We start from the raw sequence: 22,370 nt of genomic DNA, 5'->3' as shown, positions 1-22,370 counted from the left end.
GCTTCTCCTTTTCGAACAAGTGGTTTACCTACGGTAACGGTCCCCGCCGTTATTGGGGTAATTATTCGTCGAAAAGTTAACAATCCCATTACGGCGTTGCGGTGTCCAGATCATCCTGAAGCAATCACGGCGGATACGTCAACAGATTCCTGGGCTTTAATCGCGAGGCTGCCGCCACGCTGATTCACGGCATCCTCGACGCCTCCCGGAATCCGTAGTGCGGTCGAAATCGTGTCAGGATCACCGATCACCGCGATCGTGTACGGCCGGGTCAGGTTGGCATTTCCGATCGCGACGCCGCCGTCCTCAGCGGGCAGAAACGCGGTGTTGGCAACCACGCGGGAGCCGTTGACCTGAATCGCCTCGGCACCGGCGTCGCGCAGCTCCTGGATCAGGTTGACGAAGTCGCCGGCCGTGACAGCGGCATCCGGGTCGGTGATGGTCAGGATTACTCCAGGCCCGGTGGCTGGCGCCGTTCCGGCCAGGATGGCGAGAGTGTCGGCCCGTTCTTTGGCTTGTTCCTCCGCCAGAGCCTGCTGGTTCGAGCCGGATTCCAGTTCACGCCGGGTTTGTTCGAGCTCTTCCATTTCGGCCTGCAGCCGGTCATTTCGTTCCGTCACATCGTCGAGGACCCGGACCAGATCGGATTCCGACAGCGAACTCAAACCGCTTTCATCGGTCTGTTTAACCTGGGCAACTACCCCGAATCCCAAAATCGCAAGCAGAATCGCGGCCAGAATTTGGGAGCGTACGGTCTTCATCGAGGCGGCATAGCGCAGTCGCTGCCAGGGTGACCTGCCGTCGCGGGTCCTCGGCGGCCCGTCATTGCCGGCTCCCCTGCTCGGCAGCGTCTCCGACCCGGCGGCCTCGGTTTCTGGCCGCTCCCGCTCGACTGCGGCATCCTGCGCGCTGGCGAAATCGCGTTCCGGCTGGGCCGGATCGTCGTCACGCTGGGCCGGATTGTCGGCGTGCTGGGCCGGATCGTCGTCACGCTGGGCCGGATTGTCGGCGTGCTTCGCACTCATGCCTTGAACAGCTGTCTGCGGATGGCCGCGGCGTTAGTGAAGATTCGAATGCCGAGGACGACGACAACGCCGGTGGACAGCTGGGAACCGACCCCGAGCTGATCGCCAAGGAAGACAATCAGGGCGGCGACGACAACATTCGAAAGGAATGAGACTGTGAAGACCCGGTCATTGAAAGTGCCGGCCAGAACAGCGCGCAATGCGCCGGCGAGCGCATCGAGTGCGGCGACGACGGCGATCGGCAGGTACGGCTGAATAATCGCCGGCACGGCCGGATCGAGCCAGAGTCCGAGCACAACTCCGACGACGAGCCCAAGAATGGCTATCACAAACTCCCCTTAAGATTTTTGGGCCTTGCGGAATCCAAACGGAGCGTGCCGGAGGCCGGCAGGGTGAGATCGTCCTGAGGCGCGATCTCGACCCGGATTCCATAATTAGATTTGAGACTCTGCAGGTAACTCGCCGCCGGTAACCGGGCGAATGACGATTGAAGTTTTACCGGGTCGCCGATAGCTGAAATGACATAGGGCGGTCTCAGCGGCGTGTAGTCGACCAGAATCGCCTCACCGGCATTGCGGATCGAGGTCAGGCCGGTCAATCGCTGGCCGTTGATCGAAATACCTTGGGCGCCGGCTGCCCAGAGTCCATTCACGGCGGTTTGCAGGTCGCTGTCCCGGACGGTGTTCACGGCACTGGAGCCTTCGCGAGGTCCACTGCCATCGAATGACGATCCACGTGCGTCGTCAATAGTGATGGTGACGCCGGCGCCCTTGACTTCGGTAGCGCCAGACAGCTCCTCGAGCCTGCGGGTTCGCTCCAGGAGCTCATCGTCACCGGCGGCGAGTGCCTTGTCCTGAATGCCCTGTATCTCGCTGGAAAGCTGTGCGTTGGACCTGCCGAGTTCGGCGGCGGACTCCGTGCGGTTGTCGATCTCGGTCAGCAGGTAGTCGCGGGCACGGTCACCCTCGGGGGTCGGCGTGCGCAGCTGGATGGTGGCGATGGAGATCGCGAAGCCGAGAACGAGCGCGATCACCACGGTGAACAGCGCCCGGGACGGCGACAGCTTGCGACGCGGCTCTCCGGCAACTCGGTCGTAATCCGGCTCAGGGGTGTCCTCCCACAGCGACTGGAGCAGGCTCATCGTGTAACTGTTCCGGGTCGGCGCCCGGCCACCGGAGTCATCGGAACGATGGGAGGCGGACGCGGCGGGAGAAGGCTTCTCGGCGGGAGCGCCGCTCGCGACCGCCTCGGAGGCGCCGCTCACGACCGCTTCGGGAGCACCGGCGTGCCGGCCATGCCTGGGACTCGAACTCACGTCATTCCTCCCTTCCCTGCAGCTCTCTCTGTGGTTGTCACTGCTACCGATCGCGACGTTTGCCGGTACAAGCCTATTGCTTCCCATGGTGACGCACCGTCGGACGCCTGACCTTCTCTGCAGACTATTCCCGCACGACCTCAAAGCCGGCGCCCAGCACGGCGAAACAATCCATCACCATGGACATATCCACTGAGGGTTTGCCGTTCTCAAAGTTGACCAGCCATCGTTTAGACACCCCTGCGCGCTCGGCCAGCACGGCTTGCGACCAACCAGCATCTTCACGCAGCCGCCGCAAGAGCATCCCTGCATCACGAGGTGTCCTGAACATACTTTCTCCGCCCGGCCGTGAGAGTGCACGTACATGCACTATATCCAAAGTGCACGAACGTGCACCGCCCGGAGACAAATATCAGCGGAAGGTGCGTGAAATCCCTCCGACCGTAGCGAACAGCCGCTGGCGCATGACAAACCGGTACAGCGGAGCCAACGGACGCTGGGCGATACCGCGCCACCCACCGGTCCGGCGCCACTGAAAGCTGGAGTCGATCGAGGTCCCACCTGTTGTTTCGGCCAGCGTCACCGCGAAGCGCTGTGTGATGGTCCGGCGCCCGCGGTCAGGTTGGGTGATCTCCCAGACCACTCTGTGCTGCGGTTCGATAGCGATCTGGCGAATCCGGGAGCGCCGAAAGTCCCGCCGAATCCTGACCGGCTTGCCGTCAGACCGCCGGGTGGCAACCCATAGGTCCCAGCTCTCCGCGTCCACGCGCTCGACCCGGCCGACGCAACTGTCCCACTCTGGTCGTCGCGATACGTCAGCCAGCAGCGCCCAGACTTGGGCCAACGACGCGGGGATAAACCCGGTATTGCTGACCGAACACCACCCCGAGTTGCCTGGGTCAGCCACGCGGTCGGTGTCCGGCGTCGCCCGAGCCTCGCCTACCGCGCGGCGGACCTCGTTGGGATCGAGCCGGAGGCGCTTGAGCACCGCCGAGATAAACCCTGACGGCTCATCGATCAATGCGACAAGCAGGTCCAGGTCGTCGCTGTAGTCCGAGGAATCGCGCATCACCGCAAGTCCGCGCGGCGACCAGTCGATGTTCCCGATCGACGGGTCGGCAATTGGGACTGGTTCCATTTCGGGGACCGAGATACCCAAACTGGCCACCTGTTCGGCATGCAGGGCCTGTACTGCCGTCCGCGCCTCGTCAAGACTCACGTCTTGTCCGCGCAGGATATGCCCCGCTCGTCCGCCAGTGACTAACAGGGCGAGGAATACGTGGTCGATATCGATCTGCGGCTGTCCCCAGCGCGACGCTTCCTCGTTCGCGGCGATCGACACCTGCTGGCTCAGTTCGAATGCCCTGGATAGCTTACTCATGACCGGTTCCTCCTCGGCACAACGATGGATGGGTCGATCCGCTTGGCGTACTTCTTGTGGACCGCCTGACGAGACACCCCAAGCGCTTCGGCGACCTCGAGCCAGCTCATACCCGCTCGCAGCGCGGCCTCGACCTGCCGGAACTCCAAAGACTCGGCCAGCATCCGCAATGATGACACCGCCCTCAGACCCGCCCGGGGGTCGGACGTGTCGGATGCTGCGACAGCGACCTCCTGCGACTCCATGCTTAGCAACCTACATTGCCAATGATCAAATAGCAACCTGGGTTGCTTATTTGCGCAGATTGCGGGCTCTTCACAAAGTGGGGTGTAGTTCGGGCCCGAAATGCCGGGGCGCCCGTCCGGGATCGGCGCCTGCTCGATGCTTGCGGCGGTGCGTGATGCCAGATGGGACGTCGGCGATGATGTAAGCATGGAGTATGTGTCCAGGGTGCCCGGTCCGCCGCTCGACGGGCTGATCGACGACCTCTACTACCTGGAGGGCGCCCCGCCGTACTCCCGGTTGATACTGCCGGCAGCCCCCGCGCCTTTGCTCATCGTCAACCTCGGGGCGCCGTTTCTCATCCGCGCAGGCACCGACGTAGAACCCGTGGAATACACCGACGGCTGCGCGGTCACCACGCCCACCCGTGCGTGGGAGTTCGGCTACCCAACCCCGACCCGGTCCGTTGGCGTCCACTTCAAGCCGTGGGGGCTGGCACCGTTCCTTCCGCTGTCTGCTGCCGAGTTGTGCGATCGACCGGCGACTGTGGAGCAGATCTGGGGCCGGCCCGCTATCGCTGAGTTGCGCCGTCGACTGACCTTGGCGGACGCACCGCACGAAATGCTGATGGTGCTCGAGGAGGAACTGGTGCGACGGCTGCGCGCGATCGACGGCCTGGACATCGTCCGCCACATGAGCAGCGCCATCGCGGCAACCGGCGGAGCGGTGCCGATCAGCGAACTCGGCATGGCAGCCCGCGTCAGCAGCACCTACTTGGCGAAGCGGTTCAAGGAGGTCATCGGCGTCACGCCAAAGCGGCTGGCACGCAGCTACCGTTTCACCTCCACCGTGTTAGCGATCGACGTCGCTGCACTGATCGACTGGGGCGACGTTGCCGCCCGCGCGGGCTACTTCGACCAGGCCCACTTCGTCCACGAGTTCCGGGAGTACACCGGGCTCACTCCGACCCGATATGTCGAAGTCCGGCAACGCTTCCTACGCGAGCATCCAGACCACGCACTGGAGGGCTGGCCGCTGCCGGCCGATTGATTTCTTACAAGAGCGACCTCTCACGGCACACGAGACTTGGGACTCTACACAGAGGAGGAACCAATGGGGAAAGTAGTCATGAATGCGTCGGTCTCGGTGGATGGCTTCATCGCGGCTGAGAACGACGATCCCGGTCCGCTGTTCGAATGGCTGGTCAGCGGTGACGTGCCGCTGGACGACAGCGGCGTACTGAACGTGTCGCAAGCGTCCTACGACCACATCCGGCCCTACTGGGACCAGATCGGGGTGACGATCGCCGGACGCCACGTCTTCGACATGACGGACGGTTGGGACGGCACGCCGCCGAGCGGTGTCGACCACGTGGTCGTCGTGACGCACCGGCCGCCGCCCGAGGGCTGGGACCCCAACGCGCCGTTTCACTTCGTCCACGACATCGAGGCGGCCGTGACCAAGGCGAAGGAGCTCGCGGGTGACCGCGCTGTGGAGGTCGCTGCTGGCGACGTCGGCGGCCAGGTGCTCGCCGCAGGTTTGGTCGACGAGGTACGCATGGACGTCGCACCCGTCGTGCTCGGGTGCGGCAAGCGCTACTTCGGCTCCGTCGACTCGCAGCACCTGCTGGAAGACCCAGACGTAGTTGTTCAGGGCAACCGGGTGCTTCACCTGCGCTATCGGGTGCGCCGTTGACCGATCTGAGTGGGTACGCGAAGAAGTCGACTGCGACGGTGACACGAGATGGGGCCTCCGGCTGCGTTTGTGCATCGCTATCCCGGGATGGAAGTCGAGGTCTCCAGATCGGCGGACCTCGACTTGTCTGACGCTACGTTCGCCAGCCCTGACCTGACCAGGTTCTGCCGGCTCGATGGGCTCGGCCTGGCCGTCACCGGCCAACGACTCAGGCCCGACCGTGCGGTGCTGGCATGCCGGGTCGTCGAGCCGGACCAGTGGTGCCGCCGCTGTGGTCGCGAAGGCGTACCGCGCGACACCGTGACCCGGGAGCGTCGCGGGCTGCGGTGGGCACTCGAGGCGATCGTGTGCCAGCACCTGACCGTGGCCCGGGTCGCCGAGGAGGCTTCAGGCCGCAACTACACCCCACTTTGTGAAGAGCTAGATTGCGTCGCACTCGCGTCACGGGCGCCATTGCGGGCTTCTCAGTCGGCGGCTCACCCACACTCTCAGCGACTCCACTTCTGAAAAGCATCAGGCCAGCGAGCAGCGTTCGGTGCGAACCGAAGGCGTCCGGTACAAACCCGTGGCGGCCGTGTCGACATCCTCTTCATAAAAGAACGGAATAGCGTAGATTTGCTTCCATGTCTGATACTGATCTGGAGGCCCGACTCTCGGCGCTTGAGGAAGCAGTAGCCCGTTTGAGCGCTCAGGAGGCCGTCGGTCAGGCGACGCTCCCCCAGCCGACGCAAGGCGAACTGTTCTGGGCTTTGGACGGACTGGAGGCCCGAGCGCCTAAGGGAGCCGTGTTGTACACGGGTAGCGTGACGACGCCGGCCGGAAGTGTCGTGCGCTGGCAGTACGCACAGACCGCACCGGACTTGCTCGCCGACGATTGGTCCGAGCAGGCCGGTCGGCTGGCAGCTTTGGGTAACCCGGTTCGATTACGGATTCTGCACGCCGTCATGCACGGCGCCAACAGCGCCGCCCGGATCGCCGAAGAAGTCGAAGTGGGAACGAGCGGACAGGTTTATCACCATCTCAAAGAGCTGACAGCAGCTGGATGGCTATCCTCTCCGAAACGGGGGCATTTCGAGGTCCCTGCCTCTCGTGTGGTGCCGTTGCTGGCGGTTCTGCTTGCCGCCGGAACCCCGTCGGCATGACCGCGTTGATCTCAGCGAGCGGCCTGGGTGTCTCCATCGACGGACATGTGCTTCTTGCGCCGGTGAGCTTCGATATCGATGCCGGACAGGTGCTCGCGGTGACTGGTTCGAATGGCGCAGGGAAGACCACGCTGTTACGGGTGCTGACCGGGCTCAGCCGGCCGTCTGAGGGCACGGTTACCGTGGCCGGCAACGCACCGAACGAGCGGATCCCCGAGTTTCGTGGCCGCCTGGCCGCACTCCTTGGCCTGCCTGCTTTCGCGCGAAACCTGACATTGCGCGAACACATGCTACTTGTGGCAGCGTCCTGGGGACAGAATTTCGATGTCGCTGACGAGCGCGTAGACGGCCTCCTACACGATTTCGGAATCGCCCGGCTCGGCGCCCGGTTCCCGCACGAGCTCTCGTCGGGTCAAACTCAGTTGTTTGCCTTGGCCCTGACACTCTCGCGGTCATTCGAGGTACTCCTGCTCGATGAGCCGGAACAGCGTCTGGACAGCGAGAGACTGAACATGGTCAGTGATCTGTTGCGCGGCCTGGCCGACAATGGCACCACCATTGTGATGGCAAGTCATAACCAGCAGCTGGTGGACGCGGTCAGTGACCAGGTGCTGTCCATCACAGAAGGCGTATATGGCAACCGCGGCTGACCGTCTTGCCGCCGTCCGTCACGGTTACCGCCACCGGAAGGACGCAAGGAGGATCGCAGACCTCGGCTTTGCGTCATACGCGGTAGGGATAATTGTGCTGGTCGTCGGGATTCCCCTGATCCGCGCGATCATCATCCTCCTGACCGAACCGCCGGTCCTGTCCCTTCTGCAGTCACCTGCTTCGAGTTCCGCGGTCAGTGTCGTGGTCGGCCTGATCCTTGCCGGCTTCGCCAGCCTCGGGCAGCTACGCGGACCGGTATCGCTGTCGCCATTCTTCGTCACCCTGTTGGCGAGCACCGACCTCGCAAGAAGCCGAACACTTCTGCGACCGTTCACGATCTCGACCTCCATTGTCGTGACTGTATTTATGGCTTTTGGCGTACTGGTGAGCTGCGTCCTGGTTTCTGCCGGAGCGGCGTCACCGCTGGATGCAGTGGGGTTCGTGATTGGGTGCGCGAGCGTTGCCTTCATTGCTTGCGCGGTTTGGCTCGCTGGACAACGCACATCCCGGCGTCCCTGGATTCTGCCGTCAAGCATTATTGGCGCAACCCTGCTGACGGTGGTTATTGAACCGCTTCGAGTCATCCTGCCCTGGGGATGGGATGGCATACTCTGGCCGGGGACTTCTGCTTCTGGAACGTGGGCGGCGCTACTTCTCGTGCTCGCCGCAGCCGCTTCGCTGTTCTGGGTGCCGCGCCTACTGAACCTCCTTGACAGCTCGGCGCTGCTCGAGCAGGCAACGAGATGGCGATCGGCAGGAATCTCGGCCATGAGCGGCGATTTCGCCGCCGCCCTCGGCGGTTTCCGGGCGAGACCAGCGCTCGGACGTAGCTGGACCGCCGTGACGGGCAGCAACGTGTTGACCAGGTTTCTGCTCCGAGACCTTATCGGCACGCTACGCACACCCGGCAGATTCGTCATCGGAACATTGGTCCTGATCGTCGCCTGCTCGGTCTGCCACCTTGGCTCGGCTGTGGCCGGCATCCCCTCGTGGTTGCTGGCCGGGATCGGTTCCGCAGCTGGCTATCTCGCTCTTGGTGTCTTCAGCGACGGGTTCCGACATGCAGCCGAAGCAACCGGAAAACCGGCTCTCTACGGGTACGGCACTTCGCTGCTGTATTCACTGCATGCAGTTCTTCCCGCAACTTTCGCGCTGGTCGCGGTGATCGCCGGCGCCGCTGCCCTGTTCCTGTTGAACGTGCCGCCCGGCCACCCTAGTGCTGTGTTGGCGGTAGCGGTTGTGCTGGTGATACTTCGCGCTTATGACAGCGCCAAAGGCCCGCTTCCACCAATCCTGATGACTCCCATTCCCAGCTCCGCAGGAGACCTCTCCGGGTTGGTAATTCTCGCTTGGCAAACTGATGCGCTGCTTAGCGCGACGATCGCGGGAGCGGCAATCGTGTCGCTGACAACATCAGGAAATCTGTTCAGCGCCTTCGCAACAGCGATGGGAGTTGTGGCCGGACTCCTGTTCCTGCTGAGGCGCCGACTACGCAGATTGTAGGGTCCGCTCCCCCGCTCGTCATCCAGCGCGCCGGCCGTACCGTGGCCAACCTTGTCGATCCGCCGCAGGCGCGACGCGACCGACGGGTCATGGCGAGCCCATTCGCGGACCGCGAGTTCAAGCCGGTGCACATCCTCCGAGGCAAAAAGATCGCCTGCGCGGCGAACTCTTTCAACAGGATCGTCGTACGCCTCGACCTTCGCGAGACGATCCGTGCCGACGGCCGTTGGCCGCGGGCCTACCCCTCGATCGCCGGGGCGTGCGTCGAAAGCAGGTCGTCGTAGGTTTCCCGCCGGACGACCAGTCGCGCCTCGCCATTGCGGACGAAGACGATTGCCGGCTTCAACGCGCCGTTGTAGTTGTTCGCGAGCGTGTACCCGTATGCTCCCGTGGTCGCCAGCACCGCTAGATCGCCCACCCGGGCGGCGGGAAGCGGCGCCTGATCCACGAGCAGGTCGCCGGACTCGCACTGCCGCCCCACCAGCTGGGCGGTCTCCGTCCACGGATCGAGCACGCGATTGCCGAGCACGGCTTCGAAGCGCTGACCGGTCAGAGCCGCGTCCAGCTGGTCGGCCAGCCCGCCGTTGACGGCCACGAATACCCGCCCGGTCCGCTTCACCGTCGTCACCTCGTAGAGAGTCACGCCCGCTCGGGCCACGATCGACCGACCCGGTTCGATCAGCAGCCGCGCACCCTCGGGCAGGTGTGCCTTGGCGGCGGTGACGATTGCGTCCAGGTACTCATCCACGCCCGGCGCCACCTCGTCGTAGGTGTACTTCACGCCGAGGCCGCCGCCCACGTCATAGCTGGAGAAGCTGCCGGCCGATGAGATCTTTGCAACCGCCTCGGCGAACTGCGCCGTGTCCAGAATCTGCGAGCCGATGTGCAGGTGGACGCCCTCGAACTCCATCAGCGGGTGCGCTCGCATTCGCTCGATCGCCCGCCGGGCCTGGTCCATCGGCAGGCCGAACTTGGAGTCGAGGCCGCCGGTTGCCTGCGAGGCATGAGTCTTCGCCTCGACGCCCGGGATTACCCGCAGCAGGAGCTTCTGCGGACGCTCAAGCAAGCGCTCGAGCCGATCCAGCTCGTCCTCGTTGTCGACGATGATCGTGTCGACTCCGGCCGCAAGCGCCATCGACAGCTCCGCGTCCGACTTGGCATTTCCGTGGAAGTGCAGCCTGGCCGGATCCACGCCGGCGGCAAGCGCCAGCCGCAGCTCACCGCCACCGGCGATGTCGACGGACAGCCCTTCCTCCTGAGCCAGGCGGTACATGCCGACCGCGGGGAACGACTTCGATGCGAACAGCACCTCGGAGTTCGGCCAGCGTTCACGCAGGCCGTCTACGAAGCGACGGATCTGGCGGCGCAGCCCCGTCTCGTCATAGACGTAGAGCGGGGTGCCGAAGCGTTGCGCCAGCTCGGTCACCGGAGCCCCGCCGATCTGGAGCACACCGTCCGGGCCGACGCTTGATTCCTCCGGCAGGATCGACCACAGCTCGCCGAGACGGGTGCCCTCCGGATTGGGCCGCGCGTCATCGACCGTTGTGCCGGCGTGTTCGTCACTCATCGTGCTCAATATTTCTCTCCATATTCTCGGGCGAAATCACCTTCTCGGACGAAATCACCAACACCCCGCTCGAGCGCACTCGCCCTAATCCCGGTCCAGCCGAGACAGCCTACAGCCGGGGCCCCGTCAAGGGTTCGACTTGTGCCGCGTAGGCCTCGCTGGCCCGTCGCGGCACGAGCACCACCGGTACCGGCGAGTTGCGGACAATCTTCGCCGCGTGCGAGCCGAGCGACACCCGTGCGAGCGGACCGAGGCTGCTCGACCCGACGAGCAACACCTCGGCAGGCTTCCAGTCGACGCTGCGCATTGCGGCACCCCAATCCTTCCCTGCCCCGACCGCCACCTCGACCGAGGTTGGCTGTACCGTGAACTGCGCGATGTCGCCGAGAAGTTCATCGGTGTGCATGCGGATCACGGCGCCCCACTCTGCGATCACGTCGGACTCGGCGTTCAACCCAACTCGGGCGGTCGCGTCGGAGCGCGGCCGGGGTGCGAACGAGGCGATCCGGATGCCGGCACGCGCATGTGCGGCGATCGCGGCCGCTCCGAGCATCAGCTCGGCCGAGGTCTCGGACCCGTTGTACGCGGCGGTCACCCTTTCCAGCCGCGCCCCATCGGGAACATCGAAGCCGTGCGGCGCGAGCGCGACCGGGAGGCCGGCACTCTGCAGCAGCCCGGTGGACACCGATCCGAGAGTGATCCGCCCATCGCCACCCCCGGGGGCGGATCCCACCACCAGGCGCATCGCATCTAGCTCGCGGCACACCTCGAGCAGCCCGCGGCGGGCGGAGGAGGCGCCACGCACCAGGTAGCTCGAGTTCAGATCGTCCGGAACCAGCGCCTTGGCTTCGTCAAGTGCGGCCTGCGCTTTCCCGACGAGGAATGCCTGGTACTCGGCATCCACCTTGCTGTCGACCGGCGGCCACGCGGCGGAGTTGACGGAGACGAGCACCAGATCCTGCTCGTACGACCGGGCCAGCAGCACGCCGAGCCGCACCGCCGAGCGGGAGCAGTGCCCGGGTGCGACGCCGACGACGATGCTCATCGCGACACCTCGAGGGCCGCCTGCTGCTGCCCGAGCACCGAATTCTTGCGTCCGGTGAAGAAGTACCAGACCAGCACGAGCGCAGTCCAGATCACGAAGACGATGATCGTGATCGGACGCAGGTCCTTGATGATCCAGAGGCAGCCGATGATGGACAGGATCGGGACCACCGGATAGCCGGGAACCTTGAACTTGCGTTCCAGGTCCGGTTCGCGGCGGCGGAGCACGATCACCGCGATCGAGACCACGAGGAATGCGGCGAGGGTGCCGATGCTCGTCATCTCGGCAAGGAAGTTGATCGGGATCAGGCCAGCGAGAATCGCGACAACGATCGACACGATCACGGTGTTCGCGACCGGGGTCATGGTGCGCGGATTAACCTTCTGAAAGACCTTCGGCGCCATCCCATCGCGGGACATCGCGAACAGGATGCGGGTCTGTCCGTACAACGTGACGAGGGTGACGCTGAAGATCGAGATCACAGCACCGGCAGCGACCACGGTGCCCGGCCAGGACGCGCCGACAATGTTCTCGAGGATCGCGGACAGGCCGGCCGACTGCCCCTCGAACTCGCCGGAGGCCTGCGCACCAAGGGCGGCGATGGCGACGAGCACGTACACGCCGGTCACCGTGATGAGCGCGGCGATCAGGGCGATCGGAAGGTTGCGACGCGGGTCCTTCGCCTCGTCGCCGGCGGTCGCGACTGCGTCGAGTCCGACGAACGAGAAGAAGATGACACCGGCGCCGGTCATCACTCCGGCGAGGCCGAATGGCGCGAAGTTGGCAAAGTGATCCGCGTTCCAGCCGGTGAACCCTACCGCAGCGAAGAAGATCAGCACGACTACCTTGATGATGACCATCACAGTGTTCGTGACCGCAGAGTGGGCCGTGCCGCGAATCAGCAACAGTGCGCAGAGCGCAATCAGGATGATGGCCGGAAGGTTGATGATTCCGCCCTCTTCCGGAGCGAAGGAAAACGCATCGGGCAGCCGGAAGCCGAAAACGTTGTTGAACAGCTGATTCACGTACTGCGACCACCCGACGGCAACCGCGGCAGTGGACACTCCGTACTCGAGCAACAGGCAGGCGGCGACGCCCATCGCCGGCATCTCGCCAAGCGTGCTGTAGGCGTACGAGTAGGACGATCCCGATACCGGAACACTGCCCGCAAGCTCCGCGTAGCACAGCACCGCCAGGCCGGCGACAAGACCCGCGATCAGGAACGACCAGATCACGGCGGGACCCGCGATCGGCACTGCCTCGGAGAGGATGAAGAAGATTCCGGTGCCGATGGTGCCGCCGACTCCGATCAGTGTGAGCTGAAACAGGCCGATGCTCCGCTTCAGCTGGCTGCCGCTCTCGCCCCCGTCTCTCGGGACGGGTTTCACCCGAAAGAGCTGTTGTCGCAGTGTCGCCATGTGTGATCTCCAGACTTCGTTGTCTCACCGTCCACTGGGGCGGACGGAAATGGATCTTTTCGCTCGGGCACCCCGCTGATTTGGAAAGCGGGGAAGGGCCGCACTCCGGAATCGCTCCGCAGTGCGCGGCTATCGCGGTCGAAGCCGCGAATTCTTAACTCTCGCGCACCACCCGGAAGCGGGTGACGAGCGGATCGACAGCCCCGCGCACATAGCCGGTGGGTGACGCAGCGACCGCTTCGAGGAACGCGACCGCCTGGGCCGTGATCTCCTCGCCGGGCATGACATTGGGGATTCCGGGCGGGTAGGCGGCCAGCGCGTCAGCTGAAACCCGCCCCACGGCCTCGGCCGCGGGTACAACGTCGGTCTCGGCGAAGAAGCTGTCACGGGGCCGCATCCGCAGCAGACCGGGATCGGGCAGCGCGGGGAAGGTTTCCTCGCCGCGATGAGCCACCCGTTCCGCCTCGGCCTCCGCCGACTCGACCACCTCGACCAGTGCTCGGTACGCCCGATCGAAGTCAGGGGTTTTACCTGGGCCGACGACCGCGACGAGCGTGGTCGCCGTCGACATCTCAAAGTAGATCCCGTGCACGTCGATCAGCTGATTTCGCACCCAGTGACCGCTGACCCCGTTGGCCGACAGGTCGATCGGAACGCGCAGCAGGTCGATGCCGGCGATATCGGGATACCGGTCGAAGGTGTCGCTGACTACGCCGAAACGCGGATCCGCTCGAAGGATCTCCCGGAAGCGCTGGGTGGCCTCGATCGACTGCCCGATTGCGTCCTTGCCGGTCGCGAGCCCCTGGCGCGCAATGTCGAGCGACCCCATCAGAAGTGCGCTCGACGACGTCGAGGCGGTCATGGTGAACGCGCGCTCGACGAGCGGTTCCAGCACGTCGGCGAATGGCCCCTCGCCGAGATGCAGCATCGCCGACTGGGTCAGCGATCCGGCGAGTTTGTGGGTGCTGGAGACCACCAGGTCGGCGCCGAGACGCGCGGGCGACTCCGGCAGATCCGGATGGAAGCCGAAGTGCGGGCCCCAGGCGCCATCGACGATAAGCGGAGCGCCATGGGCGTGTGCGACCTCCGAGAGCCCGCGAATGTCGGAGACCGAGCCGAAGTAGCTCGGCGAGACGACGTAGACAGCCGAGGCCGGTTGGCCAGCCTGAGCCGCCGCGACGAGCGCTTCGTCGAGCACCTGGGGCGAGACGCCATGGGCGATCCCGTTTCGCGCATCCACCGTGGGCAGTACGAACGATGGGCTCAGCCCGGCGAGCAGCACTCCGTCGCTGAAGCTCGAGTGCGCACTGCGCTGCGACACGACGTGCTGGCCGAGGCCGCGCGCGGCGAGCGCCGCGATCCGATTGGCCTGCGATGCCCCGTTGGTCAGGAACCAGGTACGACGCGCTCCCCAGGCCTCGGCGGCCAGAGCGAGCGACTGGCTGAATGGCGAGCCTGGGCCGAGGTCGATGCCGTCCAGCAGCATCGGGATGTCGAGGTGCAAAGCCTTTTCGCCGATGAAGTCGGCGAGCCGGCCGCTGATCCCCGCGTCTGTCCCGCCGTGGCCGGGCACCATGAGCTGGAGCGGGCGCCCTGCCGCGTAGCGCCGGAGCGCGTCGGCATAGGGAGTTGCCTGCTGTGTCGTGCCGCTGCTCGACGCTGGGCCGGCTCCCTCGGCGCGGGCAGGGTCGGCTGCCTCAGCGGGGGTATCGCTGGCTCCCTCGGCGCGGGCAGGTCTGGCTCCCTCAGCGGGAGCATTGCTGGCTCCCTCAGCGGGGGCGTGGAACGTACGGTCGTCGGTGGAAGTGTCGGCGTGCGGCATAGTTCCATCGTTTCGCAGCCGTCCGCGGGACGGAATCCCTGACTTGTCTCCCCCCGTTCCATACAGGCTATAGAGCCAGCCAGCGTAGGCGCCGCTTGGCGGCATACGGGGTAGGCTGTGAGCATGCTAGATCTGCGCCAGCTCGAGGCGCTTCGCGCGGTCAGTCTCGAGGGCTCCGTCGCCCGGGCGGCAACCCATCTCGGCTGGAGCCAGCCTACCGTCGACTACCACTTGAAGAACCTGGACCGCCTGGTCGGCACCTCGCTACTGCGACGCTCAACCCGCGGCAGCACGCTGACGTCGGCCGGGTCGCTGATGCTCGAACGAGCAAATGAGATCCTCACCCTGGCCGAGCGGGCTGTGGTCGACGTCCGAGACCTGGCCGAGATGGGACACGTACGGCTGCGCTTCGGCACATTCCCCACAGCAGCAGCGCGCCTGCTGCCCTCGATCGTGTCGAAGCTCGCAGAACTCGGCATCGAGATCGATGCCACGCTCGAAGAGGTCGGGCTGCTCGTTACTCACGTCAACCATCGAGAACTCGACGCCGTGCTGGTCTACTCGGTGCCTGGCTACGAGCTGCCGTTCCGCGGCGACGTAACCACCACCGAGGTGCTGCGCGACCCATTGCAACTCGCGCTGCCAGAGTCGCACCCCCTCGCCGCGCGCGACACCATCGACCGCGCAACGCTTGTCACCCTGAGCGATGAGCGTTGGCTGCTCGGCGCCACCCGCGGCGACCCGTTGGACACCGTCGTGATCGATGCTTTTGCCGATGCCGGGCACAGCCTCGACGTCGCCATCCGCACCGATGATTTCTCGGTCATGCTCGGCATGATCGCGGCCGGCATGGTGATCGGGCTCGTGCCGCGGCTCGCGAGCGGCTCCACCCACCCAGGCGTCGCCCTGCGGCCGATCGACGATCCGGCGTTCGCCCGGTCGATCCAGATCGCCGCTCCCAGCGAAGGCCCCGGTCGCGAGCCCTCGACCGCCGTGCGGCAGCTGGCGAACGCAGTGCGGCAGTCGGTCGGCGCGCTGGGCTGAAAAGGTACCTGAGGCGGCACGGCGCGGCGCGGCGCGGCTGGCGGAGGGCGGCGCCAATCGTGGTTTTGTCGTTGATTAGTCGGTTATTTCCGACGTTTCACTGCCAAAGCCACGAGTCATCCCGAGGGCCGGCCGTGACGTCCAGCGAGTTCCGGTTCAGGTAGCGATGGCGATGGCACCCGTGATTGCCGCGGTCACCGCGGCCGCCCACAGCACGATCGCGATCGCCTGCCAGAGGATGACCCGCCCGGTCGACACACCGGAGGCAACGAGAGTCGCGGCAGTGAACTGGGTCGGAATGGCGAGCGGGCCCAGCAGGCTAGCCCCGGGAACGCCGAATCGGACGAACCAGCGCTGGAATCGCTCGCGGCCCTTGGATCGCGGCTTCTCCTTTTTGTCTTGGCCGGCTTTGTCTCGGCCGGCCCGCTGCACGATTGCGCCACGGGCGCGGGCGCCGAGAAGCACCACGACGACAACGCACAACAGGTTTCCCGTCGCTGCCGCCAATGCGGCGACGACCGGATGAAGGCCACCAACGACCCCGATGAGCGTCGCCCCCTCCCCCTCGATGAAGGGGACCGCGCCGGCCGCCGCGACGATGAGCGGCTGCAGCGGGTCGGGCACCTGAGCGACGATCTCCTGGAATTGGATGATCAGGTTTGCAACGGGATTGTCGTTCATCAAGCTCTCTTTTCTGTGGACGGTCGGTGGTGGTGGTGCTAACGGTCGTCGTCTCAGTTCCCGGCGACGGCACCCACGGTGACTGCGCCACCGCCTGCAGTCGCCGCGATAGTCCGGGACACCGCTGTACTCACGGCGGTGGCCGACCAGCTGCCGTTCTCAAGTCCTTCGCACGCTCGTGGACTGCTGTCGTCCACGTGATAGCTGGGTGGAGGGTCGGCAGGGCGCCGCTCGAGGACAGCAGCCCGATCATCGCCGCGGTACGGGCATCCGGGCTCTCGCCGTCCTCCAGCACGGCGCGCACCCTCTCCAGGAGCTCGGCCTCGTGCCGCGTGTCGTTGATCGTCAGGCTCGTCATCCGAAACACACTCAGCGCGCGCTTGCTATCTCGACGGATGAGGCCGCGCTCCAGGAGCCGGTCGATCACAGGGTCATAGAGGCCGGCGCCGACCTCGAGCAGCAGCGTCTGGACGTCCCGGGGTCGCCGTGCGACTCTCGCGAGAGCGGATTGCAACAGTGGATCCGAGGGCGGATCACCCGCGACTGCATGCACCTTGGCGCCGCTCGACCCTGCACGGGTGTCATCGAACTCGACCTGGCCACGGAGTGCTAAGTCGACCAGCATTGCACCACCGAGGGTGTAGAACAGGGTTCCCGCCACGGCGATCGATCCCGTGGCGTCGTCGAGCAACAGCAGCATCAGGTCCTCGACGATCAACATCTCGCCCTGCACCGTTTCGCCGTTCACTGGTCCGAATCGCTCTCCGCCTCGCCCTGCAGGATCCGATGCACCCGCTGGAGCACATCGAGTTGAGCCGGGTTGTACAGATCGGCGATCGCCTGGACGACGATGCTCTCGCCGGATGCCGATCCGTACTGCGCGCGAAGGGCTGGTTTTTCGAGCCAGGGGTGCTCCACTGTGAGGCGACGGATCTGCGGGGCGAAACGCTCTGCCAGCTCTTGCCGGGTGGCCTCGTCAGCATCGGCGCGCAGTGCGTCGAAATCCTCGTCCGCGGAACTTCGGGGAGACGCCAGCAAGTCGTGAAGACTGTCCATCGCCGTCGGTTCGAACACCCGGGAGTAGATCAGGACGAGTGCGCGGTCGGCGTCACTGAGATCGCCGGCAACCTTGCTGAATCCCGGCGGCAGGTCGATCGGCGCCTGGTGGCGAAGGATCACCGCGAGTTCGGCTCTGACCCTTTGCAGTCGCTCGATGCTGGCTCCGAGTTCGGCATCAAGTAACCGCAGCGCCTCCTCCGGGTGTTCCTCCGCCGCTCCCATGGCAGCGATCTGGGACAGCGGCACGCCGAGATCAATCAGCCGCTTGATTCGCAGCAGCCGGATCAAATGCGCAACTTCATAGCGCTTATACCCATTGACCGCGCGTTCGGGCTCCTCGAGTAGACCGACCTGGTGATAGTGCCGAACCGCCTTCACCGTGGTGCCGGCGAGTTCAGCGATCTGACGGGTGCTCCATGGCACGGCCTGTCCCCTCTCTCGACAATCGCCGGCGGAATGCCGACTGATACCAGTGCAGACCATGACCTTGGGGCATGGTCAAGCTTGTGACGTGAGTCACATCGTTCCAGGTTGAGTGTGCCGCAGGGGCAGGGTGTCTGGTTGATTTCAGGCGACGGTCCGTCCCGGCGCGGAGGCTCGCCTCGAACACGTGATACTGCCGCTCATGATGGGAGCACTGGATGACTGACCACGGTACCGAGCCAGGCGTCCCTTCCGAAGCTGATCGGCGTGGAGGAGGTTCTTCGCTGATCCGTTGTTCTCGAATGCGTCGATCTCGCCGGACGGAACTCGGATCGCCTACCGGTGATAGGGGCAAGGTGGACCGTCATTGGGTGCGCCCCGCGTGGAATCGCGATATCGCTACCGCGCGGGATCTCATCGGTCAGGTCATGCAGAGCGAGCGCCGACACAAACAAAGTGTCGCCTCTCAACAGAAACCGTCACAGGGATAGCACGACCGGAACACGTTTCGTTGGCCAGTGTTACGTCGTCGTTAAGATCGCTGACGGAAAGCGACACTCCTAGCTCTCAGCCTCAACCGGGATTTTGGAACCAGTCCGCGGTACTGCTCCCGTGATCAGGGAGGTAAACGACGATGTGCAAGTCGGGGTGGTCAGAGGGGACGAGGCGGTGGTGTTCGAACTCCAGCACCCCGGCCTGCGGGTGGTGGAACCGGCGGCGGCGGGAGGCGAAGCGTTCCACGCCGAGGTCTTGCCATTGCTCGCGGAACTCGGCGCTGGCCTCGCTCACACGTGCGATGAGGGTGGAGTGGGCGTTCGAGCCGAGAAGCGGACCGGATTCGGCACGGAACTCCGCGACGAAGTGCCTGCTGTCAGCCTCCCAGTTGGGCAGCATGTCGCGCAGGTGCGGGTCGGTGAAAACTAGCCAGAGCAGGTTCCGGTCCTCCCGTGCGAGCGTCTCGACACGGGAGTAGAGCGCCGCGTAGGCGCGGTTCCAGCCTGCGATCGTCCAGTCCGAGGCGACCGCGAACGCGGGATACCAAAGGCTGTCGAGCAGGCGTTGCGTATGAGGAGGTGCGACGTCGCCACCGTCAGCCGCCGAGGGCGTGCTCGGCACAAACCCGCCCAACGACAGCAGGTAGTTCGACTCGGACTCTGTCAACCGCAACGCCCGGGCAAGCGCGGTGAGCACCTGGCGTGAGGGATGGACATCGCGGCCCTGCTCCAGCCAGGTGAACCAAGTGACGCTGACCCCGGCGAAGGTCGCGACCTCTTCCCGGCGCAGCCCACCCGTGCGCTGCCGCGCCAGCTCCGGTAGGCCGAAATCCTGTCGGGCCAGGGAACCGCGGCGGCTGCGGAGGAAATCGCCAAGCTCGGTTCGACGGGCCTCATCGCTCATGACGCCATCCTAGTAGCGTCACTACTAGTACAAGCGGCGTCTCCCTCGGTGCGCAAAATGATGGCCTACTGGATCCATGACGATTCCCTTACGCTCACGGACGGTCACCCACGGTCGAAACATGGCAGGAGCTCGCGCGCTTCTCCGTGCGGCCGGCGTCGCCGGGTCGGATATCGGCAAGCCTCTGGTCGCCGTCGCGAACAGCTTTACCGAGTTCGTCCCCGGCCACACTCACCTCGCCCCCGTGGGGCGCATCGTCTCGGAGGCGATCTCTGCGTCCGGTGGCATCCCTCGGGAGTTCAACACGATAGCGGTCGACGACGGAATCGCGATGGGGCACGGCGGCATGCTCTACTCGTTGCCCTCGCGCGATCTGATCGCTGACTCCGTTGAGTACATGGTGAACGCGCACTGCGCCGACGCGCTGGTGTGCATCTCGAACTGCGACAAGATCACCCCCGGTATGCTCATGGCCGCCCTGCGGCTCAACATCCCCACCGTCTTCGTCTCCGGCGGACCGATGGAGGGCGGCACGGCGACGCTCGTCGACGGCACGGTGCGCGCACGGCTGAACCTGATCTCGCCGATGGCGGCCGCCGCCGACCCACAGGTCTCCGACGCGGACCTGCTCCGCGTCGAGGAGAACGCCTGCCCGACCTGCGGATCGTGCTCGGGAATGTTCACGGCCAACTCGATGAACTGCCTCACCGAGGCACTGGGCTTGGCCCTGCCTGGCAACGGCACCACCCTTGCCACCCACACCGATCGCCGCTCCCTGTACCAGCAGGCCGGCGCCACCGTTATGGACCTCATCCGCGCCTACTACACCGGGGGTGATGAGTCAGCGCTGCCCCGCGCAATCGCGAATCGGCCCGCCTTCGGCAATGCCATGGCCATGGACATCGCCATGGGCGGATCGACCAACACGATCCTGCACCTCCTGGCCGCCGCACACGAGGCGGGACTCGACTTCACCGTCGACGACATCGACCGGATTTCCCGCGCGACCCCGTGCCTGAGCAAAGTCGCACCCAACGGTCCCTACCTCGTCGAGGACGTCCACCGCGCCGGCGGCGTCCCGGCGATTCTCGGCGAGCTCGACCGAGCGGGGATGCTCAGCCACGACGTCCGCTCCGTGCACAGCACTGACCTGCGCGGCTGGCTCAACCGGTGGGACGTGCGCGGCGCCACGCCCAGCCGGGAGGCGATCACGCTGTTCCATGCTGCCCCCGGAGGACGCCGCTCCGCCACTGCATTCTCCCAATCCGAGCGATGGGAGGCGCTCGATCTGGACGCCGAGCACGGGTGCATTCGCTCCGTCCCGCACGCACACAGCACCGACGGCGGTCTCGCCATCCTCGCCGGAAACCTCGCCCCCGACGGGAGCGTCGTCAAGACCGCAGGCGTGGACCCCGCACGCTTGCGGTTCACCGGCCCTGCCGTCGTCGTGGAATCGCAGGAGGACGCCGTCGACGCAATCCTCGGCGGCCGGATCACGGCCGGGGACGTCCTCGTCGTTCGGTACGAGGGACCACGCGGCGGACCGGGAATGCAGGAGATGCTGTACCCGACGTCATTCCTCAAAGGCCGCGGGCTCGGGGATGTCTGCGCGCTCGTCACCGACGGCCGCTTCTCCGGCGGCAGCTCCGGGCTCGCCATCGGTCACGTCTCACCCGAGGCAGCCGCCGGCGGACCCATCGCGCTCGTCGAAGACGGCGACCTCATCACCATCGACATCCGCGCTCGACGCATCACCCTCGATGTCGACAGCGACGACCTGGAGACCCGCCGAGCCGCCATCGTCGCGGCAAACGGCTACCAACCCCAAAACAGAACCAGGCCAGTGAGCAACGCGCTGCGTGCCTACGCTGCATTCGCCCAATCCGCCGACAAGGGCGCTGTCCGCCTCGTCACCGCGCTGGGCCAGGAAGCTACGCAGGCATCCGGATAAGACGTGCATCCAGACGGGCGCGGGCTCATGTTCCGGCATGGTCAGAGAAGTCAACGCGAATCTAGACCTCCCGCAGTCGCACTCGCGAGCGCTCGATGTCCCGTCCCGTTTGCCGAACGAGCTCATCAACCGAATCGAAACGGTCCATTTCTCTTAAGCGCTCGATGACCCACACGTCGATCCGCTCGCCGTAGATGTCATCGCTGAGGTCATGGATGTATGCTTCGATGCGCCGCTCCTGGACATCGCTGAACGTCGGGTTGCGTCCTATGCTCGTAGTCGCGCCAAACGTGGAATCGCGTGATGCCAAAGCCACAATGCAGGAGTAGACACCGTCGACGGGAACGCCCGAATCGCCAATGACGTAGATGTTCGCGGTCGGAAACCCTAAGCCTCGCCCCCGGCCGTGGCCGCCGACGATGAGACCGCCAAATGAGGCGGGGCCAGCCGGAAGAATCATCCGGTATTCTTCCGGCTAATGCGCTTGAAGTTCATGGAACTTACTCTGATGGAAGATCAGCGGCTTCACGTCGGGGAACAGCTCCGAATCGACGACTTCTAGCAGAATCACCTCATGGTCTCCGCCATCGACGGAAGCGTACTGCTCGCACTCCAGCCACAGCGTCGCGTCGTTGAGGAGGACCGCGCCGGACTCGCGTGCCTGCCACTCCCCCGACTCGAAACGCTCCTGGGAGCGCGAGGCCAAACGGCGGCACAGCGCGCTCTGCTGCGCGCCAAGAACGCTCAATCCCAAGCGATCGCTCGTCTTGAGTATCGGCCATGTGGTCGACGTCCGAGCGACGCAAATGCTCACGAGCGGCGGATCCAGGGAAACCGAGGTGAACGAATTCATCGACATGCCAACCGGCGATCCGTCGATGAGCGCGCACGCAGCGACGACCCCGGTGGGAAAGAGCGATAGCGCCTGACGCAGGGCCAGCTGCATGTCCGCTGTCTGCTTCTGCAACTGAACTGCCATGGCATGTCTCCTCGAAGGGCTAAATACTCAAGTTTGATTATATGGGACG

At 65.2% G+C, this 22,370-nt stretch carries 23 protein-coding genes and 1 pseudogene; 8 read left to right on the top strand and 16 right to left on the bottom strand.

Annotation, left to right across the window (positions count from 1 at the left end):
- Window positions 1-110 precede the first annotated feature (110 nt).
- The 6 genes from LWF01_RS05790 to LWF01_RS05765 form a co-directional block, all read right to left on the bottom strand.
- Window positions 111-1,025, bottom strand: coding sequence for a DUF881 domain-containing protein (locus tag LWF01_RS05790; RefSeq protein ID WP_349640094.1), 915 nt, complete (start codon window positions 1,023-1,025; stop codon window positions 111-113).
- Window positions 1,022-1,354 carry a small basic family protein gene (locus LWF01_RS05785; protein WP_349640093.1) on the bottom strand — a complete coding sequence of 111 codons (333 nt, stop codon included), beginning with the start codon at window positions 1,352-1,354 and terminating at the stop codon, window positions 1,022-1,024. The genes LWF01_RS05790 and LWF01_RS05785 overlap by 4 nt, the downstream gene beginning before the upstream one ends.
- Window positions 1,351-2,340, bottom strand: coding sequence for a DUF881 domain-containing protein (locus LWF01_RS05780; RefSeq protein ID WP_349640092.1), 990 nt, complete (start codon window positions 2,338-2,340; stop codon window positions 1,351-1,353). Before LWF01_RS05780 ends, LWF01_RS05785 begins: the two co-directional genes overlap by 4 nt.
- A 124-nt stretch (window positions 2,341-2,464) precedes the next feature.
- Window positions 2,465-2,671 (bottom strand): helix-turn-helix domain-containing protein, encoded by a 207-nt coding sequence (locus LWF01_RS05775; RefSeq protein ID WP_349640091.1) that lies wholly within the window; start codon window positions 2,669-2,671, stop codon window positions 2,465-2,467.
- Between the two features lie 81 nt (window positions 2,672-2,752).
- Window positions 2,753-3,721 (bottom strand): SRPBCC family protein, encoded by a 969-nt coding sequence (locus LWF01_RS05770; protein WP_349640090.1) that lies wholly within the window; start codon window positions 3,719-3,721, stop codon window positions 2,753-2,755.
- Window positions 3,718-3,966, bottom strand: coding sequence for a hypothetical protein (locus LWF01_RS05765; RefSeq protein ID WP_349640089.1), 249 nt, complete (start codon window positions 3,964-3,966; stop codon window positions 3,718-3,720). The genes LWF01_RS05770 and LWF01_RS05765 overlap by 4 nt, the downstream gene beginning before the upstream one ends.
- A 148-nt stretch (window positions 3,967-4,114) precedes the next feature.
- Here LWF01_RS05765 and LWF01_RS05760 point away from each other — a divergent pair, with 148 nt between their 5' ends.
- From LWF01_RS05760 to LWF01_RS05735, 6 genes and pseudogenes are all read left to right on the top strand, one after another.
- Window positions 4,115-4,993, top strand: a complete 879-nt coding sequence (locus LWF01_RS05760) for an AraC family transcriptional regulator (RefSeq protein ID WP_349640088.1) — start codon at window positions 4,115-4,117, stop codon at window positions 4,991-4,993.
- Between the two features lie 63 nt (window positions 4,994-5,056).
- Window positions 5,057-5,638, top strand: coding sequence for a dihydrofolate reductase family protein (locus LWF01_RS05755; protein ID WP_349640087.1), 582 nt, complete (start codon window positions 5,057-5,059; stop codon window positions 5,636-5,638).
- Window positions 5,639-5,761: 123 nt separating this feature from the next.
- Window positions 5,762-6,019 (top strand): annotated as a pseudogene (locus LWF01_RS05750) (ISL3 family transposase); the annotation flags it as partial.
- A gap of 242 nt (window positions 6,020-6,261) precedes the next feature.
- Window positions 6,262-6,780 (top strand): ArsR/SmtB family transcription factor, encoded by a 519-nt coding sequence (locus LWF01_RS05745; RefSeq protein ID WP_349640086.1) that lies wholly within the window; start codon window positions 6,262-6,264, stop codon window positions 6,778-6,780.
- Window positions 6,777-7,430, top strand: coding sequence for an ABC transporter ATP-binding protein (locus tag LWF01_RS05740; RefSeq protein WP_349640085.1), 654 nt, complete (start codon window positions 6,777-6,779; stop codon window positions 7,428-7,430). Before LWF01_RS05745 ends, LWF01_RS05740 begins: the two co-directional genes overlap by 4 nt.
- Window positions 7,414-8,934 (top strand): hypothetical protein, encoded by a 1,521-nt coding sequence (locus tag LWF01_RS05735; RefSeq protein WP_349640084.1) that lies wholly within the window; start codon window positions 7,414-7,416, stop codon window positions 8,932-8,934. The genes LWF01_RS05740 and LWF01_RS05735 overlap by 17 nt, the downstream gene beginning before the upstream one ends.
- A 238-nt stretch (window positions 8,935-9,172) precedes the next feature.
- On the opposite strand, the gene lysA is transcribed toward LWF01_RS05735, so the two are convergent.
- The 4 genes from lysA to LWF01_RS05715 all read right to left on the bottom strand — a co-directional run bounded on the left by lysA (window position 9,173) and on the right by LWF01_RS05715 (window position 14,786).
- Entirely contained in the window at window positions 9,173-10,501 is a 1,329-nt protein-coding gene (gene lysA / locus LWF01_RS05730; protein ID WP_349640083.1) for a diaminopimelate decarboxylase, read from the bottom strand.
- Between the two features lie 109 nt (window positions 10,502-10,610).
- Window positions 10,611-11,546, bottom strand: coding sequence for a universal stress protein (locus LWF01_RS05725; RefSeq protein WP_349640082.1), 936 nt, complete (start codon window positions 11,544-11,546; stop codon window positions 10,611-10,613).
- Window positions 11,543-12,964, bottom strand: coding sequence for an amino acid permease (locus tag LWF01_RS05720; protein WP_349640081.1), 1,422 nt, complete (start codon window positions 12,962-12,964; stop codon window positions 11,543-11,545). Before LWF01_RS05720 ends, LWF01_RS05725 begins: the two co-directional genes overlap by 4 nt.
- A 154-nt stretch (window positions 12,965-13,118) precedes the next feature.
- Window positions 13,119-14,786, bottom strand: coding sequence for an aminotransferase class I/II-fold pyridoxal phosphate-dependent enzyme (locus LWF01_RS05715; RefSeq protein ID WP_349640080.1), 1,668 nt, complete (start codon window positions 14,784-14,786; stop codon window positions 13,119-13,121).
- Between the two features lie 123 nt (window positions 14,787-14,909).
- Between LWF01_RS05715 and LWF01_RS05710 the strand changes: the two genes are divergently transcribed.
- Window positions 14,910-15,830, top strand: coding sequence for a LysR family transcriptional regulator (locus tag LWF01_RS05710; RefSeq protein ID WP_349640079.1), 921 nt, complete (start codon window positions 14,910-14,912; stop codon window positions 15,828-15,830).
- A 156-nt stretch (window positions 15,831-15,986) separates the two neighbouring features.
- On the opposite strand, the gene LWF01_RS05705 is transcribed toward LWF01_RS05710, so the two are convergent.
- From LWF01_RS05705 to LWF01_RS05690, 4 genes are all read right to left on the bottom strand, one after another.
- Complete coding sequence (locus tag LWF01_RS05705) at window positions 15,987-16,511, bottom strand: small multidrug efflux protein (RefSeq protein WP_349640078.1); 525 nt, start codon at window positions 16,509-16,511, stop codon at window positions 15,987-15,989.
- Between the two features lie 130 nt (window positions 16,512-16,641).
- On the bottom strand, window positions 16,642-17,259 hold the full coding sequence (locus LWF01_RS05700; protein ID WP_349640077.1) for a GOLPH3/VPS74 family protein: 618 nt from the start codon (window positions 17,257-17,259) through the stop codon (window positions 16,642-16,644).
- A complete protein-coding gene (locus LWF01_RS05695) occupies window positions 17,256-17,993 on the bottom strand; it encodes a helix-turn-helix domain-containing protein (RefSeq protein WP_349640076.1) in 738 nt (245 codons plus the stop codon). Before LWF01_RS05695 ends, LWF01_RS05700 begins: the two co-directional genes overlap by 4 nt.
- 573 nt (window positions 17,994-18,566) lie before the next feature.
- Window positions 18,567-19,391, bottom strand: coding sequence for a helix-turn-helix transcriptional regulator (locus LWF01_RS05690; protein ID WP_349640075.1), 825 nt, complete (start codon window positions 19,389-19,391; stop codon window positions 18,567-18,569).
- A 121-nt stretch (window positions 19,392-19,512) separates the two neighbouring features.
- Here LWF01_RS05690 and ilvD point away from each other — a divergent pair, with 121 nt between their 5' ends.
- The gene (gene ilvD / locus LWF01_RS05685) at window positions 19,513-21,342 is read left to right on the top strand and encodes a dihydroxy-acid dehydratase (protein ID WP_432761992.1); all 1,830 of its coding nucleotides are present in this window, start codon (window positions 19,513-19,515) and stop codon (window positions 21,340-21,342) included.
- Between the two features lie 61 nt (window positions 21,343-21,403).
- Here the strand turns inward: ilvD and LWF01_RS05680 are convergent, their stop codons facing one another.
- Both LWF01_RS05680 and LWF01_RS05675 read right to left on the bottom strand, forming a co-directional pair.
- Window positions 21,404-21,802, bottom strand: a complete 399-nt coding sequence (locus tag LWF01_RS05680) for a riboflavin kinase (RefSeq protein ID WP_349640073.1) — start codon at window positions 21,800-21,802, stop codon at window positions 21,404-21,406.
- A 15-nt stretch (window positions 21,803-21,817) separates the two neighbouring features.
- Window positions 21,818-22,321: a flavin reductase family protein gene (locus LWF01_RS05675; protein WP_349640072.1), complete on the bottom strand. Its 504-nt coding sequence runs from the start codon at window positions 22,319-22,321 to the stop codon at window positions 21,818-21,820.
- Between the last annotated feature and the right edge of the window lie 49 nt (window positions 22,322-22,370).

Source organism: Saxibacter everestensis, assembly GCF_025787225.1.
Classification (GTDB): domain Bacteria; phylum Actinomycetota; class Actinomycetes; order Actinomycetales; family Brevibacteriaceae; genus Saxibacter; species Saxibacter everestensis.
This window is presented reverse-complemented; position numbering and strand designations above follow the sequence as displayed.

Coding starts and splice junctions, on each gene's coding strand:
- LWF01_RS05790 (WP_349640094.1), bottom strand. CDS start 1,025: ATGAGTGCGAAGCACGCCGACAATCCGGCCCAGCGTGACGACGATCCG.
- LWF01_RS05775 (WP_349640091.1), bottom strand. CDS start 2,671: ATGTTCAGGACACCTCGTGATGCAGGGATGCTCTTGCGGCGGCTGCGT.
- LWF01_RS05770 (WP_349640090.1), bottom strand. CDS start 3,721: ATGAGTAAGCTATCCAGGGCATTCGAACTGAGCCAGCAGGTGTCGATC.
- LWF01_RS05765 (WP_349640089.1), bottom strand. CDS start 3,966: ATGGAGTCGCAGGAGGTCGCTGTCGCAGCATCCGACACGTCCGACCCC.
- LWF01_RS05755 (WP_349640087.1), top strand. CDS start 5,057: ATGGGGAAAGTAGTCATGAATGCGTCGGTCTCGGTGGATGGCTTCATC.
- LWF01_RS05745 (WP_349640086.1), top strand. CDS start 6,262: ATGTCTGATACTGATCTGGAGGCCCGACTCTCGGCGCTTGAGGAAGCA.
- LWF01_RS05740 (WP_349640085.1), top strand. CDS start 6,777: ATGACCGCGTTGATCTCAGCGAGCGGCCTGGGTGTCTCCATCGACGGA.
- LWF01_RS05735 (WP_349640084.1), top strand. CDS start 7,414: ATGGCAACCGCGGCTGACCGTCTTGCCGCCGTCCGTCACGGTTACCGC.
- lysA (WP_349640083.1), bottom strand. CDS start 10,501: ATGAGTGACGAACACGCCGGCACAACGGTCGATGACGCGCGGCCCAAT.
- LWF01_RS05725 (WP_349640082.1), bottom strand. CDS start 11,546: ATGAGCATCGTCGTCGGCGTCGCACCCGGGCACTGCTCCCGCTCGGCG.
- LWF01_RS05720 (WP_349640081.1), bottom strand. CDS start 12,964: ATGGCGACACTGCGACAACAGCTCTTTCGGGTGAAACCCGTCCCGAGA.
- LWF01_RS05715 (WP_349640080.1), bottom strand. CDS start 14,786: ATGCCGCACGCCGACACTTCCACCGACGACCGTACGTTCCACGCCCCC.
- LWF01_RS05710 (WP_349640079.1), top strand. CDS start 14,910: ATGCTAGATCTGCGCCAGCTCGAGGCGCTTCGCGCGGTCAGTCTCGAG.
- LWF01_RS05705 (WP_349640078.1), bottom strand. CDS start 16,511: ATGAACGACAATCCCGTTGCAAACCTGATCATCCAATTCCAGGAGATC.
- LWF01_RS05690 (WP_349640075.1), bottom strand. CDS start 19,391: ATGAGCGATGAGGCCCGTCGAACCGAGCTTGGCGATTTCCTCCGCAGC.
- ilvD (WP_432761992.1), top strand. CDS start 19,513: ATGGCAGGAGCTCGCGCGCTTCTCCGTGCGGCCGGCGTCGCCGGGTCG.
- LWF01_RS05680 (WP_349640073.1), bottom strand. CDS start 21,802: ATGATTCTTCCGGCTGGCCCCGCCTCATTTGGCGGTCTCATCGTCGGC.
- LWF01_RS05675 (WP_349640072.1), bottom strand. CDS start 22,321: ATGGCAGTTCAGTTGCAGAAGCAGACAGCGGACATGCAGCTGGCCCTG.